Here is a 17,889-nt window from a genome sequence, read left to right as displayed (position 1 = left end):
TGTCCAGTATGAGGTGCGGGCCGCCTTCCCGCGCGGTCAGAACCCGAACGACCGGCCGATGATCTCCTTCATGATCTCGGTGGTGCCGCCGTAGATCGTTTGGACCCGGCTGTCGAGCCACGCCTTGGCGACCGGGTACTCCATCATGTAGCCGTACCCGCCGTGGAGCTGGAGGCAGCGGTCGATGACCTTGTTCTGCAGCTCGGTGGTCCACCACTTGGCCTTGGCCGCGTCCACCGCGGTGAGCTCGCCGGCGTTGAGCGCCAGGACGCACTTGTCCACGTAGTGGCGGGCGATCTCGGTCTCGGTGGTCAGCTCCGCCAGCACGAACCGGGTGTTCTGGAACGAACCGATGCTCCGCCCGAACGCCTTGCGCGTCCTGCAGTACTCGATGGTCTCCTCCAGGACGGCCTCCGCCGCGGCCACCGCCCCCACGGCGATCGACAGGCGCTCCTGCGGCAGGTTGTTCATGAGCTGGAAGAAGCCCTCGCCGTCGCGCGGGCCGAGGCGGTTGGCGACGGGCACCCGTACGTTCTCGAAGAAGAGCTCGGCCGTGTCCTGCGCCTTCATCCCGATCTTCTCGAGGTTCCGCCCGCGCTCGAAGCCCTCCATGCCGCGCTCGACCACGACCAGGGTCGTCCCCCTGGCGCCCGCCTCGGGGTCGGTCTTGGCCACGACGACGACGAGGTCGGCGTTGACGCCGTTCGTGATGAACGTCTTCTGGCCGTTCACCAGATAGTGGTCGCCCTCGCGGACGGCCGTGGTCCTGATCCCCTGCAGGTCGCTCCCGGCCCCCGGCTCGCTCATGGCGATCGCCGTGATCAGCTCGCCGCTGACGAAGCCGGGCAGCCACCGCTGCTTCTGCTCGTCGTTCGTCAGATCCACCAGGTACGGCGCCATGACGTCGTTGTGCAGCGAGAACCCGAGCCCGGATGCGCCATGCCGGATGATCTCCTCGAGGATGACCGCGTTGTACCGGAAGTCCTTGACCCCCGCACCGCCGTACTCCTCCGGCACCGAGAACCCGAACATCCCCAGCTCCCCGGCCTTCTTCCAGACCTCGCGCGGGACGATGCCGTCCTTCTCCCACTCAGCGTGGTGCGGCACGACCTCGCGGGCCATGAACTCGCGCACGGTCTCGCGGAAGAGCAGGTGCTCCTCGTCGTAGAGGTCTCGCCGCATCGGTCGCCTCGCCTCCCGAATAGAGTTCTGTTACTGGGAGGTATACCCGTTTTCCCGGTACGGCGGGAGTCTGTGGACACGGGTTCATCACAAGTGCCGGTGGTTGCCGTGTTCGGTATGTGTTGCGGGTGTTTTCGACTCTAAGATCTACCCTCGGTCTATTTTGTGGCGTGATCGGAGTCTCCCGTGAGTCGCTGGCGCATGGCGTTGATCGCCGCATCGGTCGGATCGGTGGCGGCTTTAGGACTGGCGGTGGTTTCCGGCGTACCCGCGGCCGCGGCGCCCGCCGACCTTGTCGTGGATTACGACTGCAGGCCGTCGACTCCCAACAGCGTCGTCAGGAACGGTCCTGTACGGCTGACCACCAACCTCACCTTCGCCACCGACCTGGTGGTCGGCGACCCGTTGAACTTCACCTGGAAGCTGCACTACGCCGACGACTCCCGCCTGCAGTCGCCCGGCTACTTCCCCGCCGGCGGCCAGGTGCACGCCACCGGCAACGTGCAGCTCGTCAGCAGCTGGCAGGGCATCCTGCAGCCCAAGGGCAGCGCCGACCCGGAGGGCCCGCTCCGGCCGGACGACTACCTCAAGCTTCCCGAGACCATGAACGACCCCGGCTTGACCAACAAGCCCGGCACCATCACCGTCACGCCCAAGGACATCGAGCTGGACTTCACCCCGCCGGACGGCAGCGTCATCGTCAACGACGGGAACGACGCCGACAACCCCAGTGACATGGGCATCGTCTACGGGCCGGGCTGGGCGTCGGTGGACGACCGTCCCACCTCCGAGCACCACGTGCACGAAGACCTGCACGAGACGACCCAGAGCGGCGCCTACGCCGAGCTGAAGTTCATCGGGACCGGCGTGGAGTACATCGGGCCGTACGACAAGGACGCGGGCCCCGTCGACATCTACATCGACGACACCAAGCGGGCCACGGTGAACCCTTCACGGGCCGGCAACGACGTGCCCCGCAACGACGACCTCAACGGCGGCCAAACCTTGTGGACATCGGCGCCGCTGAAGTACGGCGAGCACACCGTCAGGATCGTGAACGCCTCCTCCAACTCGGCCTGGCTGGACGCCTTCCGGGTGACGACCAGCACGGCCAAGACCCCTACCGGCTACCACCACGCGGTCTGCAAGCTGGTCGGTTCTCCGGCGTCGGTCGTGGTGACCGTACGAGACAAGACGAGCCCCACCAACACGGGATCGCCGAGTCCGACGGTCAGCCCCACGGCCACCCCCACCACCGACAACACCCCGACGAACACCCCGACCAGCACCCCGACATCGACGCCCACCGCGACCAACACCACACCGAACGGCCGCTCCGACGGCGGCCTCGGGCACGTGATCGTGATGCCCAGCGCCACCGGCACCAACTCCGCCTCGGCCACGCCCAAGACCACCGGGCCGACCGCGACCAAGTACTACAAGGCGCAGGTGGCCAAGACCCCCAAGGGCGGCGTGGACAGCGGCGAGGCGCCGGATCCTGAGACCCGGCCGTACGGGCTGATGGCGGCACTCGTGATGGGAGGCGCGGGCGGCGGGCTGCTGCTGCGCCGGCGCAGGGCCGCGCACGCGGGAGGAGTTCACTGATGACCGAACAGCAGAAGACACCGATGCAGCGGGCGCAGCCCGGGCTGCTGATCGCGGGGTCGCTGGGCGGCGTCGGCATGGTCATGGTGACCCTGCTCTCGCTGGTGCCCAGCATGGACGACGGCTCGGGCGCGCTGCCCGCAGCGGCGCAGGACACGCCGACGCCGGTGCAGGAGATGGCGAACGCGGGCGCGTTCGTGCTCCCGCCCACCGTGGGCCCCGGCGGCAAGAACGTCCCCCTCACCCCGGCCCGTCCGGACGCCCCGCCACCCCTCGCGGCCGTCCCGGTCGTGGCCCCGATCCCCACGGCCAAGGCCAAGACCGCCCGCGCCAGGCCGACCCGCATCAAGATCCCCAAAATCAAGGTCAACGCACCCATCGGCGCCGTCACCCTGGACAAGGCCGGCAAGCTCGGCACCCCGCCCTTGACCAAGCCCAACCAGACCGGCTGGTACCGCGACTCGCCGGTGCCCGGCGAGGTCGGCCCCGCGATCATCAACGGCCACGTGAGCACCCGCAGGGGCCCCGCCGTCTTCGACCGCCTACGCGAACTGGCCAAGGGCGACCAGATCTACGTGTATCGGTCGGACGGCAAGGTCACCCGGTTCACGGTCAGCGGGATCGAGCAGGCGAGCAAGACGGCGTTCCCGACATCCCGCGTGTACGGGAACACCAAGGACTCTCAGCTGAGGCTGATCACATGTGGTGGGGTCTTCAACCAGGCGGCGCACAGTTACACGGACAACATTGTTGTGTACGCGACGTTGTCGAAGAAGAAGGTGTGAGGGTTTCGGTTGCGACGGATTTGACGGTTTACGTGAACTTGACAGGATCAGTTCGTAGGATCTCAACCTAACCGTGACCAACGGCTGGAATTCTGGCACGACTGTTGATACTGGCTTGAAACGGAGTTGGACCCGTGCTTATGTCCCAGGCGTGGCGCCGCCTCGCCCGTAAGACGTCCGCGTTGGGATTGATGGGTACGCTCGTCGTCTTCGTCGGCTCGATCTTCTTAGTCTCGACCCCAACGGCTGCTTCGGCCGCTGTGACCAAGCAGTTCAGTTACACCTGTCAAGGAACGCTGCTCAGCGCCACCTCGCAAACGATCAGCGTCGGGCTGAGCGCTCCAGACACGGTGACGGCCGGGGCCAGCTTCGACCTGACGGTGAATATCCCGGCGTTGACCCTCGCGGCCGCTCCCACTGCGGCAACGACATTGCAGGTGAGCGCCACCCTTACGCCCTCGACGGGCACGGTGGACACCGGCCAGAAGACCGGTGCCAGCGTCACCACCAGTACCTCTGTGCCGGCGAAAGAGGTGACCTACAAGGTCACTGTGCCTACTGGCACGACCAGCAACGTCACCGTGAAGCCCGGACAGCTGATGCTCAGCCTTGCTTCGAGTGTGAACACGTCGGCGACTTGCACCACGACCTCCACCGAGAGCCTGTCAGTCCCGATCGGCACAGGGGGCGGCAATGGGAGCGGCGAAGAGATCGTCAAGTATGACTGCGGTGTCGATTCCTTCACCGGGCAGGACGTCGAGATCAAGGTGGAGTTGACGATGCCGACCTCCGCCAAGGTGGGCGAGCAGTTCATTATCAAGTGGAAGGGCACCTACACCCAGGGCAAGGAGCTGAAGGCTCCCACCACGGGCCAGACGATCAGCCCGAAGATCTTCCCCTACGCGTCGCTGACGGGCATTAGCGGCCTGACTTCCGCCACAGGTGAGGGCAGCACCGGCACGATCACCGCCGGCGGGATCATCACGCTGCCTACGACGCAGATCGACCTCAAAACGACTGCCAACACCGCCGGCACCGCGACGGTGAAGCCCGGGAAGATCAACTTCGGCTCGAACGCCTCTACCGGCAACCAGCCGGCCATCGAGTGCACCGTGGAGAACGAGAGCGCGCTCAAGACCTACACGCTCACGGTGAGCAGCTCCACTGCCAGCCCGACCCCCACCCCCACCCCCACCCCCACCACCACCTCGCCCAAGCCCACCAAGACCAGCACCCACACGGTGACCATCACCCCTTCCAGCAAGAAGACCACCAAGTCCAAGACCCCCAAGGCCGGTGCCGACACGGGTGGTGGCGGGGAGATGGGGCCTGATGGGCGGTTGTTCATCCTGACCGGCACCGCGCTGATCGCGGCCGCCGCCGTAGGTGGGCTCATCATGCGTCGTCGTTCTATCCGGAGTTGACGGATATGTCGGGGCACTATCCCTATGGCGGCGGCCCGCCGCCTCATGACAAGGGGAGCACGGCGCTCAGGACCGTGCTGATCGTGGCCGCCATCGCCGGTGTCGTCACCGTCGTGGCCGGGCTGCTCATCGTGCTCAAGTCCCCCGACGAATACGGCCTGGCCGCCAACCGTGACGCCCTCAACCTGCAGACGCAGCCGAGCGGGAAGGCCAGTGGGCAGCCGGAGCAGGCGCTCTTTCAGGCCGCTCCCGACGTGCCGCCGCCGCTGCCGCAGATCAATCCGGCGCCCCCCATGATGCCCTCCACGCCCGTGCGGATCGTGATCAAGCGGCTGGGGATCAATGCGCCGGTCAAGTCGGTCGGGCTGGCCAAGGACGGGACGATCGAGGTGCCCCCGGCGAACGATCCCAACCTGGTCGGCTGGTACCGGAACATGTCCACGCCGGGCGAGGCGGGCCCGGCGGTGATGCTGGGGCACAAGGACACCAGGACGCGCAGCGCCGTGTTCAGCCGGTTGTACGAGATCAAGAACGGCGACACCATCGAGGTCAAGCGCCAGGACAAGACCACCGCGGTGTTCACCGTCGGTGGGGTCGAGCAGGCGAGCAAGAAGACGTTCCCGACCCAGCGCGTCTACGGGCCGCAGGAGAACGCCCAACTGCACCTGATCACCTGCGGTGGCACCTACGATCGGTCCATCGGGCACTATGTGGACAACATCATCGTCTACGCGACGATGACGAGCTCCTATCGAAGCTGAGATAGCTGAGATAGCTGAGAAAGCTGAAGCGCGGAGGCGGGCTATGGGCTGGATGGCGAAGCGGAGACTGCGTACTGGCCCGACGGCGGCCCTGCCGGCGAAACCGGACCTGGCCGAGCTGCTGCGCGTCGTGCGACTCGCGGACCCGGGCGCGCGGCAGGACGGTGACGACATCGTGGCCACCGACGTGCGGGTGTGCGCGCCCGTGGAGGCCGACACCGAGCTGACCGGCGGCGAGCTGGAGACGGTGTGGGCGGTCCGGGTGGCCGCCGAGGGCCCGCTGCCGCTGGACTACTTCGACCGCTTCCTCGCCGAGGGCCTGGCCTTCCGGCTCAAGGGGCTCGCGGTGTGCCGGGGCGAGGTGACCGATCCGGCCGACGGGCAGGAGAGCGGTCCCGCCGTCATCCTCCCGGTACGTCCCACCGCCGAGGAGCTGGCACCCCTGCTGGAGCCGGACGAGGACGGCGAGTTCACCTTCACGGCGGGCGACATCCGGGCCGTGCTCGTACCGCAGAAGGGGCAGCCGCCGGCCGTGCAGGAGCTGCTGCCGTTCGCCACCGAGCTGACCGCGATCGAGCTGCGCGGCGACGAGCCCGCCAAGCTCGGCGCGCTGGCCCTCGAGCTGGCCGAGGCGCTGAACGGGCTCGTCGTGGACCGGTGGCGGTTCCGGGTGGACGCCGCGGAGGACCTGGTTCCGCCCGCCTGAGGCCCTCGCCCTGAGGCCCTCGCCCTGAGGCCCTCGCCCTTTGGCCCTCGCCCTGAGGCCCGTCCGCCTGAGCCCCCGCCCAGATGAGTAGAACGTCGTTCTGTTGTAGTCTGCCCTTAGTAACCGAATAATGCTCGGTTTCAGGAGGCACTGTGGCAGAGGCGTACATCGTCGGGGCGGTCCGTACCCCGGTCGGCAAGAAGAAGGGCGGCCTGTCCACCGTCCACCCCACTGACCTGGCAGCTCACACCCTGAAGGCGCTGATCGACCGTACCGGCGTCGACCCCGCGGCGGTGGAGGACGTCATCCTGGGGTGCGTGATGCAGTTCGGCCCCCAGAGCATGGACATCGCGCGAAATGCCTGGCTGTCGGCCGGGCTGCCCGAGACCACCGCCGGTGTCACGATCGACCGGCAGTGCGGCTCCTCGCAGCAGGCGATCCACTTCGCCGCCCAGGGCGTCATGTCCGGCACCCAGGACCTGGTGGTGGCGGGCGGCGTCGAGTCGATGAGCATCGTCCCCATGGGCTCCTCGATCACGGCCGCGCTGGAGAAGGGCATGCCGTTCCCGTTCGGGGAGAAGTGGGTCGAGCGGTACGGCAAGCAGGAGATCTCCCAGTTCCGCGGCGCGGAGCTGATGTGCGAGAAGTGGGGCTACACCAGGGAGGTGCTGGAGCAGTACGCGCTCGAGTCCCACCAGCGGGCCGCCAAGGCCATCGCGAACGGCCACTTCAAGGAGCAGATCGCGCCCGTCAACGGCGTCGAGGACGACGAGGGCCCGAGGGCCGACACCACGCTGGAGAAGATGGCCTCGCTGAAGACGCTGAAGGAGGGCGGCCGGATCACCGCCGCCACCTCATCGCAGATCTCCGACGGCTCCGGCGCGCTGCTGATCGCCTCCGAGCAGGCGGTCAGGGAGCACGGCCTGACGCCGCGAGCGCGCATCCACCAGCTCGCCCTCAAGGGCGACGACCCGGTCTACATGCTGACCGCGCCGATCCCCGCCACGAGGCGGGCGCTGGAGAAGGCCGGTATGTCGATCGACGACATCGACGTCGTGGAGATCAACGAGGCGTTCGCCCCGGTCCCGCTGGCCTGGACGCAGGAGCTCGGCGCCGACCCCGCCAAGGTCAACCCGAACGGCGGAGCCATCGCGCTCGGACACCCGCTCGGCGGCACGGGCGCCATCCTCATGACCAAGCTGCTGCACGAGCTGGAGCGCACGGGCGGCCGGTACGGGCTGCAGACGATGTGCGAGGGCGGCGGCCAGGCCAACGTCACCATCATCGAGCGCCTCTGAGCCGACGGCCATGGCGCCCCGGCCGCCGGGGCGCCACGGCGGTCAGAACTGGCCGTAGGCGGTCGGCTGCGGCGGCTCTTCGTCCTGCACGTAGTCGTAGTAGACCGTCACGTACGGCCAGGGATTGCCCTCGTCGTCGGTGTCGTCGTGCAGGACCAGATCGCGGATCTCGATCCTGCCCATCTCCTCCAGCGTGCTGGCGAGCCTGCGCAGCAGGTTGGGCACGTCGTCCTGGCCCTCGCCCTGGGGGTTGTTCAGCGAGAAGTGCCGGGTCTGGAATCCAAGCTGGTCGGACATCTACTTCCTCTTGTTGTTCGCCCGCTTCTGGGCGTTCCTGATCCCGGAGAACTTCTCCGCCTTCTTCTGTTTGGACTCGGCGGCGTTGGCGGCCTTCCGGTCGTAAGGCTGCCCGTTCTTCTTGGCCTCCAGCGCCGCCTGCTCCGCCTGGTTGAGGTTGGCGTCGCCCTCGGTGCTCCCGCCGCGGCCGCCGCCGCGCCCGCCTCTGCCGCCGCGCTGCAGGATCCCGGGGGACCGGTCGAAGGCGTTCTTGCCGGTGGAGAGGGGCATCCGCCCAGGACCATGGCCGACGCCCGCGAGAGCCGTGCCGCCGGGGCCGCCGGGCGGCCGGAGCCGCTCCATGATCTCGTGCAGGCGGCGCGTGGCCAGTGTCCGCAACCCGGTGGCCAGCGTACGGCCGCTGCCCTCGGACGCCTGCCGGAAGACCTTCGTGCCGGCGCGCCGGACGGCCAGCAGGACGAGACTCTGCGCGAGCCCCGCCGTCGGTCCGGCCGCCAGGGCGCTGTAGGCCAGGCGGACGGTGCCGACGGCCGCGATCGTGCCCACCGCGACCTTGGTGGCCGTCACCACGGTGCCCAGGCCGTCCAGCGCCACGGGGGCGACCTTCATCGCGGCCGAGGCCTGCGCCAGGTGGCCGGAGTCGTTGTCGTTGGACTGCCAGGCGCGCTGCATCTCGGTGGCGGATTCGCCCCGGTACACGGCAGAGGTGCCGCGGACCGTGGCGTCGGCCTCGGCGCCCGCCAGCGTGGTGCCGGCCTGCACGACGCGCGCGGCTTGGGCGTCGGCGTGGATCTCGTCCTCGTTGATGTTGGGGAACCAGAGGCCGGCCAGCTCCAGCGTCGTGTCCAGCATCGGCGGCAGCATTATTGCCATGCGGCGCTCTCCGGCAGCGTGCTGGCGGCGTCGGCCGCGTCGATGTTCGCGGGTGCGGCGTGCATGCCGTGGCCCATGCCGCCGATCATGCCGCCCAGGCTCGGAACGGCGGCGAGCACGGTCTGGCGGCACTCGATCCAGGCCATCTCGATCTCCGCGAAGAGGCCGTCATCGCCCCACCGCCCGTTCCGCTCCCGCAGCCGCTGCGCAGCCGCCTCGTAGTCGTCCCCGTGACCCCGCATGCGAGACGCCTCGAGCCTCAGCGTCTCCTTCGCGATCTCGAACCCCGAATTCATACGGAGACCTTAGCGCCCTGATGAGGAGATGATCTCAGCCGAGGAGGCGGTCCACGTGCTGCTGGAGCGCGACGGGGTCGATGCCGGCATCCGGGACGGCCTGCTGGAACTGCTCCCGCAGCAGGGCCTCCACCTGACGCCGGGCGTCGTCCTGGGCCCGGCTCACGGCCGCGAGAATCTGCTCCGAGAGCTCCTTGCTGCCCTGGCGTACCGCCTGCTGTCCGATGAGGACCCGCAGGATCCGGCCCTCGGCGGTCGCGCTCGCCTTGACGTGGCCGCCGTCGGCCTCGCCCGCCCCGCTGATCTCCGCCAGCAGTTCGTCCACGTCCCCCAGCACGGCCTCGGCCTGCTGCACCTGCCGCGTGGTCCGGTCGATGTCCTGCGAGCGGATGTTCCTCGGGTCGATCCCGTAGCCGGACATCACAGTCCTGCCGAGTACAGGTCGCGGGCCGCGGCCTCGACGCGATGCTGCACGAACGTCTCGTCCAGCGGTTCGGGCAGCAGTCCGACCTGGCCCGCGACACCGTCCACGATCTCCTTGGCCTGCCGGGCGGACGCCTCCTGCGCGGCCTGGATCGCCCGGGTCACCTCACGGCTGAGGGTGGCCGTGTCGAGGCGGAGCGCGCGGGGGTTGATGTCGATGCGCCGCATGGAGCCGCCCGCGTCGGCTGTCGCGAGGATCATCCCGTCCGCGGCCTCGCCCCTGCCTTCGATCTCGCCGATCAGGCGCTTGGCCTCGCGGAGGTGGCGCATCGCGTTCGTCGTCTGCTGGAGAACCTGCTCGAGATATTCTTGATCTTGGTCGGGGGCCGGCCAGGACACGTGCGATCTCCTTGTCGGTGGTCTTCGGAGATCCCATGGATACCAGAGCGGGCGTGATCGTTCAGCCGGAGTTCACCCCGGCGCCGTGCGGCCGGTCATCCTGCGGCACCGGCGAGCCGGCGCTCGAAGCCGGTCACCATGGCGGCCAGTCCCGCGTCGAACCACTGGTCGTAGAAGGCCGCGGCCGTCTCGTCGGCGGGCGCGGGCGTGCCGCCGGGCGGCGTGCCCACCTGGGCCAGCGCGTGGCCCAGCACGTACACGGCGACCGACTGCACGGCCGTGATCGCGTGTTCCTGGGGGATCCCGCCGGCCTCGAAGCGGGCCAGCAGCCCGGTGAGCAGCCGCTTCCCGAGATCGACGTCCACGGGGTGGGTGGCGAGCAGCGGCACGGCGTGCGGGTGCGCGAGCAGGACCCGCCGGTACGCCACCGCGAACCCCGCCAGCGCCTCGGGCCAGGCCGCCGCGGGCGCGTAGCCGGCCACGGCCTCCGCGAACAGCCGGTTGACGATCTCCGCGAGCAGCGCATCACGGTTGGGAACGTGGCGGTAGAGCGACATGGCGGCGACCCCGAGCCGCGCGCCGAGGCGGCGCATGGTCAGCGCGTCCAGGCCCTCGGCGTCCAGGACCTCGACGGCCGCGGTCACGACGCGGCCGGTGGTGAGCACCGCGGGCCGTCCCGCGCGTCTCCTGCCTTCGTTCACCCGGCCAGCGTAACGACGAGCGTGGTCGCCATCATGATCAGGGACAGGAGGCCCACCACCATGTGCTGGACGTCGATCACGACGTCGTGGCCCTCGGTGGGCAGGAGCTTCAGCGTGCGGGCGTAGTCCCGCCGGTAGGTCGCTCGCTGCTCGGCGGTGCTGACGCCGAAGTACGGCAGCCACCAGCTGGTGACGTGCCCGATCAGGATCAGCGCGCAGAGCGCGGTGGCGGTGACGAGCGACCAGGTCCGGCCCAGCGCGATGCCGGCCGCGATCAGCAGCGGGAACGGATAGTTGATCGCGGCCGCCAGGACCCGGTGGCGGACGTTGTCGCCGGTGAGGTCGTTGAGCGGGAACATCGGCACCCATTCGGTGACGACGAGCCAGGCCAGCCATAAGAAGGGGACGACGAGCGCGATCGTGTGCACGGCTGCTCCTCTAGTTTGTGTACTTCGTAAGCTTACACAGTACGCAAATGCGGGCCACCGCCGCAACCAGCCCAGCGAGCGCCGCCACGAGCAGCATGATCGACAGAGGCGCGGCGAAGTAGGTGAGCTGGGCCCACGTCACCGCCCGCCCGTTCATGAGGAACGAGACCAGATCCGGGTAGGTCGCCAGCACCGCCGCGGGCAGCAGCAGCGGCACCAGCCGCAGCCACGGCAGGCGCGGTCGCCGCGCCGCCCAGCGCCGGGCGCGCAGCACGCCCATGGTGCCCAGCCCCGCCGCGACCACCGCGATCGCGGCCAGCACCAGCTCGTAGAGCTGCCGGTCGCCGCCGGGCGTCTCGGGGGTCCGGCCCTCGCTCAGCGCGGCCAGACCCTCCATGATCGCGTACGTGTCGTCGGTCAGGGCGGCGCCGTTGGCCATGACGGCGAAGCCGTACCCGGTCTTGGGGGAGATGGCCTCGACGGCGTTGTACGTGAACAGGTTCCCCGAATGCGTGAGCAGCCCGGTCTCCCGCTCCACGCCCCAGCCCATGCCGTAGTCCCTGTTCTTGATGGGCGTGTGCATGGCGTCGAGGCTCTGCCGCTTGACCAGCGGGCGGCCGTCGCCCGTCTGGGCGATCAGCCACTTGCCCATGTCGGCGGCGGTGGTGATGACCCCGCCTGAGCCGCTGCCGTTGAGGAACTGGTCCAGTTCGGGGCGGGGCAGCCAGGCGCCGAAGATCGAGTTGTAGCCGTCGGCCGGCTTGACGACCTGGTCGCTGACGGCGCTGGTCTTCATGCCCAGCGGGCCGAACACCCGGTCCCGCAGGTAGTCGCCGAACCGCTGCCCGGAGGCCACCTCCACCAGCCTGGCGGCGAGGTCGTAGTTGACGTTGCAGTACTCCCAGCGGGTGCCCGGGTCGGCACGGAGCTGGGAGCCGGACAGCCGGGAGGTGTAGTCGGCGAGCGAGGTGGCCTCCTCCACCGCGGCGATGTCGACCGTGGTGTCCGAAAGGCCGGAGGTCTGGTTCAGCAGCTGCCGTACGGTGATCTTCGCCGCGCGCGGGTCCGCCATCCGGAAACCGGGCAGCTGCGCGGCCACCGGCCCGTCAAGGTCGATCTTGCCGCGCTCCACGAGCGTCATCACGGCCATCGCGGTGAACGACTTGCTCACCGAGGCCACCCGCATCGGGGTGTTCGGGGTGACCGCGTGGCCCTCGGAGTCGTGGCCGTACCCGGCGGCGTGCACCACCTTGCCGTTGTGGGTGACGACCACGGACACGCCGGGCAATCCAGTGGATTCGACGGCGCCGCGCACGTAGGCGTCGATGGTGGCAGGGGTCATGGAGGGCGTCGGGGCGCTGAGGGTCGCCGCCGCGAAAAGGCTGATCAGGAAGGTGTTCACGGGAGAAACCTAGAAAGAGGCCACCCCCTGGCGGATCCGCCGACCGTCCAGTACCGACCCTGACGAAAGTCAGGTCAGCCGCTCCGGGACGGTGTTGTGCACCTGCTGGAAGATCACCGACGTGCGGAAGCCGACGATCTCCTTGCGCTTGCTCAGCCGGTCGAGCAGGAACGCGTGCAGGTGGTCCAGGTCCTGCACCGCCACGTGCAGCAGGAAGTCGTCACCGCCCGCCAGCACGAACACGCTGAGCACCTCCGGCATCGCCGCGGCCGACGACTTGAAGGCGTTGATCACCGCCCGGCTCAGCGGCCGTACCTGGACCATGATCATGGCCTGGACGCTCCGGTTGAGCGCGGCCGGGTCGATGTCGGCGTGGTAGCCGCGGATGACGCCGCGCCGGGTGAGCGCCCTGACCCGCTCCAGACAGGTCGAGGGCGCGATGCCGAGCTGACGCGCGAGCTCCCTGTTGGACTGCCGCGCATCCGTTTGGAGGAGCCGTACGATCTCCGAATCAAGTTCGTCCATGGGTGGATCCTCGCATGATCCTCCGGCCATGCGTTCGGCTGACACCTATGAAGACCGAATGGATGGGCTAATTTCGCCCTTATGACGGAACATCGCATTGGAGCGGGGCAGGGCACGGCGCTGCTGGTGGGGGCGGTGCTGGGGCCGGGGATGCTGGTGCTGCCGCACCTCGCCGCCTCCGCCGCGGGGCCGGCGTCCGTGCTGGCCTGGGCGGGGCTGCTGGCGCTCAGCGTGCCCGTCGCGCTCACCTTCGCCACGCTCGGCGCCAGGTACCCCGACGGCGGCGGAGTGGCGAGCTTCGCCGGGCTGGCGTTCGGCCGGCACGCCGCCGCCGTGGTCGGCTGGTGGTTCTACGGGGCCGTCCCCATCGGCACCGTCGCGGGCGCGCTGATCGGCGGCCGGTACGTCGAGGCCACCCTGGGCCTGAACGCCACCCTGGTCGCCTGCCTGGTCCTGGCCGCGGCCTTCGCCGCCAACGCCGCCGGGCTGCGGACCTCGGGGCGGCTGCAGATCGGCTTCGTCGCCCTGCTCGTCGCGCTGCTGGCGACGGCCGTGATCACCGCCGCGCCGCACGCCGACCCGGCCGCCTTCACCCCTTTCGCCCCGTACGGCGCCGCGGGCGTGGTCAGTGCGGTCGGCGTGCTCATGTTCGCCTTCGTCGGCTGGGAGGCGGCCAGCGCATCTGTCCGCGGAGTTCGCCGGAGGCAAGAACGGCCTGGTCAGGGCCACCGTGGTGACCCTCGTCGTGATCGCCCTGCTGTACATGGGCGTCTCCGTCGTCTCCGTGGGCGTGCTCGGCGCCCGCATGCCCGGCGTGCCGCTCACCGCCATGCTGGAGATCGGCATCGGCCCGGCGGCGCGGCCGGTCACCGGGGTGGTGGCGGTGCTGCTGACCTTCGGGGCCGTCAACACCTACATCGCCGGGGCCGCTCGGCTGGGCGCCGCCCTGGCCAGGGACGGGGCGCTGCCGGGCTGGTTCGCCAGGGGCGGGTCGCCGGGCATGACGCCGTACCGGAGCCTGGGGCTGCTCGCCGTGCTGAGCGTGCCCGTGCTGGTGTGGGCGGTGGATCTCGACCTGCTCATGCGGGCCACCTCGGCGTGCCTGGCCGCCGTCACGCTCGCGGGCGTGGCGGCGGCCGTGCGGATGCTGCCCGCCGGGCGGCACAGGAGCACCGCCGTCGTGGGCGCCGGGCTGTCGCTCGTGGCGCTCGCGTTCTGCGGGGTCTATCTCGTGCTGCCCGCCGCGCTGGCCGTGGTGGCGCTCGGGGCGCTGAAAGCGAATGCTCGCCGTTCGTACAAATTCCGGCTATGAACAGCGCAGGACGCTGTCAGGCGGGGCAGTACTCATAGCACAGACGGCGCATCGTCGGGAGGTGCCATGACCGAGCACGCCAAGTACGCGGAGTCCAGAGAGGTCGGCGAGCAGGCCCGCGAGAAGGAGTGGACGCGGCCCAGCTTCGCCAAGCAGCTCTTCCTCGGCGACTTCCGGCTGGACCTGGTGTACCCCGTGCCGTCCCTGTCCGACGAGGCGGCCAAGCGAGGCGAGGAGTTCGTCAGGGCGGTACGGCGCTACCTCGACGCGGACGTCGATCCGGCGCTCATCGAGCGGACCGCCCAGGTGTCCGACGAGGTGGTGAAGGGCCTGGCAGCGCTCGGCGCGTTCGGGATCACGATCGGCGAGGAGTACGGCGGGCTCGGCCTTCCCTACCTGTACTACTGCCGCGCGCTCATGCTGGTCGGCTCGTACTGCCCGGCGCTCGCCACGCTGCTGTCGGCGCACCAGTCGATCGGGGTGCCGCAGCCGCTCAAGCTGTTCGGCACCGAGGAGCAGAAGCGGGAGTTCCTGCCGAGGTGCGCGCGGGGCGAGATCTCCGCCTTCCTGCTGACCGAGCCCGACGTCGGCTCCGACCCGGCCCGCCTGTCCACCACCGCGGTCCGCGACGGCGACGACTACGTGATCGACGGCGTCAAGCTGTGGACGACGAACGGCGTCGTCGCCGAGCTGCTCGTGGTCATGGCCAGGACCGGCACGAGGATCAGTGCGTTCGTGGTCGAGGCCGACTCTCCCGGCATCACGGTCAAGCGGCGCAACGCCTTCATGGGGTTGCGCGGGATCGAGAACGGGGTCACCGAGTTCAACCAGGTCAGGGTGCCCGCCAAGAACCTGATCGGGCGCGAGGGCCAGGGGCTGAAGATCGCCCTCACCACGCTCAACACCGGCCGCCTGTCGCTCCCGGCCACCTGCGCGGGCAACGCCAAGTGGGCCGTCAAGATCGCCCGTGAGTGGGGCAACGAGCGCGTGCAGTGGGGGCGCAAGGTCGGCCGGCACGAGGCCGTGGCCACGAAGATCTCCTTCATCGCGGCCACCGCCTACGCGCTCGAAGCCGTCAGCGAGCTCACCAGCCGCCTGGCCGACGACCAGCGCAATGACATCAGGATCGAGGCGGCGCTGGCCAAGCTCTATGCGTCGGAGATGTCGTACCGGGCGCTCGACGAGGTGGTCCAGATGAGGGGCGGGCGCGGCTACGAGACCGCCGAGTCGCTCGTGGCGCGCGGCGAGCGCGGCGTGCCCGCCGAGCAGATGCTGCGCGACTCCCGCATCAACCGCATCTTCGAGGGCTCCTCGGAGATCATGCGCCTGATGATCACGCGCGAGGCGGTGGACGCGCACCTCTCGGCCGCGGGGGAGCTGGTCAACCCGGAGGCGTCGCGCCAGGAGCGCGCCCAGGCCCTGCGCAGGGCCAGCCGCTTCTACGCCAGGTGGCTGCCCACGCTGGTGGCCGGCACCGGCAACCTGCCCACGTCGTACGGCGACTTCGGCCCGCTGGCCCAGCACCTGCGCTTCGTGGAGCGGACCAGCAGGAAGCTGGCCAGGTCCACCTTCTACGGCATGTCCCGCTGGCAGGGCAGGCTGGAGCACAAGCAGTCGTTCCTCGGCCGGATCGTGGACATCGGGGCCGAGCTGTTCGCCATGACGGCCGCCTGCGTCAAGGCGGAGGAGGACTCCGCGGACCTGGGCCGCCGGCCGTACGAGCTGGCCGACACCTTCTGCCACCAGGCAAGACAGCGCGTGGAGTCGCTGTTCGACCGGCTCTGGGACAACACCGACGCGGGCGACGTGCGGCTGGCCGAGTACGTGCTCGAAGGCCGTTACAGCTTCCTCGAGGAGGGCATCCTGGACCCGTCCATCGAGGGCCCGTGGATCGGCACGCCGGAGGGCGGGGAGAGCGTGCGGAGAAAGATCCTCTGACGCCCGGTCTAGACCGGTTGTGAGGTTTCTGGGTCCCTGATGTTTTCAAACCGATACGAGCCGGTATAGACCGGCTCCGCGAGCCAGGCTTACGCTGGCGCAAACGCGTCGGGCCGCGTGCTCGCGCGCCAAATCCCCAGGGCGGGGTCGCCGGCTGGTACGGACCAGCGACCCGCCCGACGAGAAGGCGGTATCTCCAGTGAACATGAAGCTTGTGGGCGGCGCCGCTCTCGGCCTTGCCACGACGCTGGTCCTGGCCGGCTGCGGATCGGGCGGCTCCGGCGGCTCGGGCGGTTCCGGTGTCGACGACAAGGCGTCGGGCGGCGGGCAGGTCACGCTGAAGATGGTCGCCGCCGACTACGGCGACGGCCCCGGCAAGCCGAACTCCGGCGAGACGTTCTGGAAGGGCGTCACCGACGAGTTCACCAAGGCCAACCCGAACATCAAGGTCGACGTCCAGGTCATCAACTGGAACGACATCGACAAGCAGGTCGCCACCATGGTCCAGAACGGCCAGGTGCCCGACATCCTGCAGACCGGCGACTACTCCGGCTTCGTCAAGGACGGGCTGCTCTACAAGGTGGACGAGGTGCTGTCGCCGAACGTCTCCGGCGACATGCTGCAGAAGTTCGCCGAGTTCGGCAAGGTCGACGGCACCGCGTACGGCATCCCGTTCGTCTCCTCCGCCCGCGCCCTGTTCTACAACAAGGACCTGTTCGCCAAGGCCGGCATCGCCGAGCCGCCGAAGACGTGGGACGAGCTCAAGGCCGACGCCGAGAAGCTGAAGAAGGCCGGCGTCACGCAGCCGTTCGGCCTGCCGCTGGGCCAGGAGGAGGCCCAGGGCGAGTCGTTCCTGTGGATGCTCGGCAACGGCGGCGGCTACAAGGACGCCTCCGGCAAGTGGGCGATCAACTCGCCGCAGAACGTCGAGACGTTCACGTACATGAAGGGCCTGGTCGACGCCGGCCTGACCACCCCCAACCCGGGCACCAAGGACCGTAAGACGGTCTGGGAGGACTTCGGCGCGGGCAAGGTCGGCATGGTGAACGGCGGCCCCATGTCCATCCCGATCTTCGACGCGGCCGGGCTGAAGAACTACGGCGTCGCGCCCATCCCCGGCAAGGCGGGCCCGCTCGACACCACGCTCGGCGTCATGGACTGGATCATGGCGTTCAACAAGAACGGCCACGCCGCCGAGATCAAGAAGTTCTTCGACTTCTTCTACACCGGCGATGCCGCGACGAAGATCTCCGACACCTACAAGCTGCTGCCCGTCACCAACGGCGGCATCAAGAAGCTGGAGAGCGACGAGAAGCTCAAGCCGTTCCTCGACGCGCTGCCGAACGCCAGCTTCTACCCCTTCCAGGACCCCAAGTGGGCCGAGGTGAACCCGGCGATCAAGCAGACCATCGGCGGGGCCGTCAAGGACGACCCGGCCAAGGTCCTCGGTGAGCTCCAGAAGACCGCCGAATCGGCCGGCTGATCGATCGGGGGCCTGTGCGGCCGGCGCCCCTCCCGGTGCCGGCCGCACCGT

19 protein-coding genes and 1 pseudogene are annotated in these 17,889 nt (G+C 69.3%); 10 read left to right on the top strand and 10 right to left on the bottom strand.

Going from position 1 to position 17,889, the window contains the following annotated elements:
- Nucleotides 1-36: 36 nt before the first annotated feature.
- Nucleotides 37-1,182, bottom strand: a complete 1,146-nt coding sequence (locus tag AB0H84_RS00225; RefSeq protein WP_357595752.1) for an acyl-CoA dehydrogenase family protein — start codon at nt 1,180-1,182, stop codon at nt 37-39.
- Between the two features lie 186 nt (nt 1,183-1,368).
- On the opposite strand from AB0H84_RS00225, the gene AB0H84_RS00220 reads away from it, so the two are divergent.
- From AB0H84_RS00220 to AB0H84_RS00195, 6 genes are all read left to right on the top strand, one after another.
- Nucleotides 1,369-2,787, top strand: a complete 1,419-nt coding sequence (locus AB0H84_RS00220) for a hypothetical protein (RefSeq protein WP_357595749.1) — start codon at nt 1,369-1,371, stop codon at nt 2,785-2,787.
- Entirely contained in the window at nt 2,787-3,572 is a 786-nt protein-coding gene (locus AB0H84_RS00215) for a class F sortase (RefSeq protein WP_357595746.1), read from the top strand. Before AB0H84_RS00220 ends, AB0H84_RS00215 begins: the two co-directional genes overlap by 1 nt.
- A gap of 191 nt (nt 3,573-3,763) precedes the next feature.
- Nucleotides 3,764-4,996 carry a hypothetical protein gene (locus tag AB0H84_RS00210; protein WP_357595743.1) on the top strand — a complete coding sequence of 411 codons (1,233 nt, stop codon included), beginning with the start codon at nt 3,764-3,766 and terminating at the stop codon, nt 4,994-4,996.
- 5 nt (nt 4,997-5,001) lie between these two features.
- Nucleotides 5,002-5,757, top strand: a complete 756-nt coding sequence (locus tag AB0H84_RS00205) for a class F sortase (protein WP_357595740.1) — start codon at nt 5,002-5,004, stop codon at nt 5,755-5,757.
- A gap of 52 nt (nt 5,758-5,809) precedes the next feature.
- Nucleotides 5,810-6,463, top strand: coding sequence for a hypothetical protein (locus AB0H84_RS00200; RefSeq protein ID WP_357595737.1), 654 nt, complete (start codon nt 5,810-5,812; stop codon nt 6,461-6,463).
- A 152-nt stretch (nt 6,464-6,615) separates the two neighbouring features.
- Nucleotides 6,616-7,761, top strand: a complete 1,146-nt coding sequence (locus AB0H84_RS00195) for an acetyl-CoA C-acetyltransferase (RefSeq protein ID WP_357595734.1) — start codon at nt 6,616-6,618, stop codon at nt 7,759-7,761.
- A gap of 42 nt (nt 7,762-7,803) precedes the next feature.
- Here AB0H84_RS00195 and AB0H84_RS00190 read toward each other — a convergent pair whose 3' ends face one another.
- From AB0H84_RS00190 to AB0H84_RS00150, 9 genes are all read right to left on the bottom strand, one after another.
- A complete protein-coding gene (locus AB0H84_RS00190) occupies nt 7,804-8,058 on the bottom strand; it encodes a hypothetical protein (RefSeq protein WP_357595731.1) in 255 nt (84 codons plus the stop codon).
- Nucleotides 8,059-8,931: a hypothetical protein gene (locus tag AB0H84_RS00185; RefSeq protein ID WP_357595728.1), complete on the bottom strand. Its 873-nt coding sequence runs from the start codon at nt 8,929-8,931 to the stop codon at nt 8,059-8,061. It lies immediately after the preceding gene.
- A complete protein-coding gene (locus tag AB0H84_RS00180; protein WP_357595725.1) occupies nt 8,922-9,227 on the bottom strand; it encodes a hypothetical protein in 306 nt (101 codons plus the stop codon). The genes AB0H84_RS00185 and AB0H84_RS00180 overlap by 10 nt, the downstream gene beginning before the upstream one ends.
- A 34-nt stretch (nt 9,228-9,261) precedes the next feature.
- Nucleotides 9,262-9,648 (bottom strand): YbaB/EbfC family nucleoid-associated protein, encoded by a 387-nt coding sequence (locus tag AB0H84_RS00175; RefSeq protein ID WP_357595723.1) that lies wholly within the window; start codon nt 9,646-9,648, stop codon nt 9,262-9,264.
- Nucleotides 9,648-10,049 carry a YbaB/EbfC family nucleoid-associated protein gene (locus tag AB0H84_RS00170; protein WP_357595720.1) on the bottom strand — a complete coding sequence of 134 codons (402 nt, stop codon included), beginning with the start codon at nt 10,047-10,049 and terminating at the stop codon, nt 9,648-9,650. Before AB0H84_RS00170 ends, AB0H84_RS00175 begins: the two co-directional genes overlap by 1 nt.
- 95 nt (nt 10,050-10,144) lie before the next feature.
- Nucleotides 10,145-10,750, bottom strand: coding sequence for a TetR/AcrR family transcriptional regulator C-terminal domain-containing protein (locus tag AB0H84_RS00165; protein ID WP_357595718.1), 606 nt, complete (start codon nt 10,748-10,750; stop codon nt 10,145-10,147).
- Nucleotides 10,747-11,178, bottom strand: a complete 432-nt coding sequence (locus AB0H84_RS00160) for a hypothetical protein (RefSeq protein ID WP_357595715.1) — start codon at nt 11,176-11,178, stop codon at nt 10,747-10,749. Before AB0H84_RS00160 ends, AB0H84_RS00165 begins: the two co-directional genes overlap by 4 nt.
- 10 nt (nt 11,179-11,188) lie before the next feature.
- Nucleotides 11,189-12,580 carry a serine hydrolase domain-containing protein gene (locus AB0H84_RS00155; protein ID WP_357595712.1) on the bottom strand — a complete coding sequence of 464 codons (1,392 nt, stop codon included), beginning with the start codon at nt 12,578-12,580 and terminating at the stop codon, nt 11,189-11,191.
- 69 nt (nt 12,581-12,649) lie between these two features.
- Nucleotides 12,650-13,105 carry an Lrp/AsnC family transcriptional regulator gene (locus AB0H84_RS00150; RefSeq protein ID WP_357595709.1) on the bottom strand — a complete coding sequence of 152 codons (456 nt, stop codon included), beginning with the start codon at nt 13,103-13,105 and terminating at the stop codon, nt 12,650-12,652.
- Between the two features lie 81 nt (nt 13,106-13,186).
- On the opposite strand from AB0H84_RS00150, the pseudogene AB0H84_RS00145 reads away from it, so the two are divergent.
- From AB0H84_RS00145 to AB0H84_RS00130, 4 genes and pseudogenes are all read left to right on the top strand, one after another.
- Nucleotides 13,187-13,747: pseudogene (locus AB0H84_RS00145) on the top strand (amino acid permease); the annotation flags it as partial.
- A complete protein-coding gene (locus tag AB0H84_RS00140) occupies nt 13,734-14,417 on the top strand; it encodes an amino acid permease (protein WP_357595706.1) in 684 nt (227 codons plus the stop codon). The pseudogene AB0H84_RS00145 and the gene AB0H84_RS00140, both read left to right, overlap by 14 nt.
- Before the next feature lie 66 nt (nt 14,418-14,483).
- Complete coding sequence (locus AB0H84_RS00135) at nt 14,484-16,355, top strand: acyl-CoA dehydrogenase family protein (RefSeq protein WP_357595703.1); 1,872 nt, start codon at nt 14,484-14,486, stop codon at nt 16,353-16,355.
- Nucleotides 16,356-16,560: 205 nt separating this feature from the next.
- Nucleotides 16,561-17,838 (top strand): extracellular solute-binding protein, encoded by a 1,278-nt coding sequence (locus tag AB0H84_RS00130; protein ID WP_357597870.1) that lies wholly within the window; start codon nt 16,561-16,563, stop codon nt 17,836-17,838.
- The last annotated feature ends 51 nt before the right edge of the window (nt 17,839-17,889 follow it).

This window comes from Nonomuraea sp. NPDC050786, from assembly GCF_040654115.1.
Classification (GTDB): domain Bacteria; phylum Actinomycetota; class Actinomycetes; order Streptosporangiales; family Streptosporangiaceae; genus Nonomuraea.
The sequence above is the reverse complement of the archived record's forward strand: the minus strand, read 5'-3'. Positions and strand labels throughout refer to the sequence as shown.

Coding starts and splice junctions, on each gene's coding strand:
- AB0H84_RS00225 (WP_357595752.1), bottom strand. CDS start 1,182: ATGCGGCGAGACCTCTACGACGAGGAGCACCTGCTCTTCCGCGAGACC.
- AB0H84_RS00215 (WP_357595746.1), top strand. CDS start 2,787: ATGACCGAACAGCAGAAGACACCGATGCAGCGGGCGCAGCCCGGGCTG.
- AB0H84_RS00210 (WP_357595743.1), top strand. CDS start 3,764: ATGGGTACGCTCGTCGTCTTCGTCGGCTCGATCTTCTTAGTCTCGACC.
- AB0H84_RS00205 (WP_357595740.1), top strand. CDS start 5,002: ATGTCGGGGCACTATCCCTATGGCGGCGGCCCGCCGCCTCATGACAAG.
- AB0H84_RS00200 (WP_357595737.1), top strand. CDS start 5,810: ATGGCGAAGCGGAGACTGCGTACTGGCCCGACGGCGGCCCTGCCGGCG.
- AB0H84_RS00190 (WP_357595731.1), bottom strand. CDS start 8,058: ATGTCCGACCAGCTTGGATTCCAGACCCGGCACTTCTCGCTGAACAAC.
- AB0H84_RS00185 (WP_357595728.1), bottom strand. CDS start 8,931: ATGGCAATAATGCTGCCGCCGATGCTGGACACGACGCTGGAGCTGGCC.
- AB0H84_RS00180 (WP_357595725.1), bottom strand. CDS start 9,227: ATGAATTCGGGGTTCGAGATCGCGAAGGAGACGCTGAGGCTCGAGGCG.
- AB0H84_RS00175 (WP_357595723.1), bottom strand. CDS start 9,648: ATGTCCGGCTACGGGATCGACCCGAGGAACATCCGCTCGCAGGACATC.
- AB0H84_RS00150 (WP_357595709.1), bottom strand. CDS start 13,105: ATGGACGAACTTGATTCGGAGATCGTACGGCTCCTCCAAACGGATGCG.
- AB0H84_RS00135 (WP_357595703.1), top strand. CDS start 14,484: ATGACCGAGCACGCCAAGTACGCGGAGTCCAGAGAGGTCGGCGAGCAG.
- AB0H84_RS00130 (WP_357597870.1), top strand. CDS start 16,561: ATGAAGCTTGTGGGCGGCGCCGCTCTCGGCCTTGCCACGACGCTGGTC.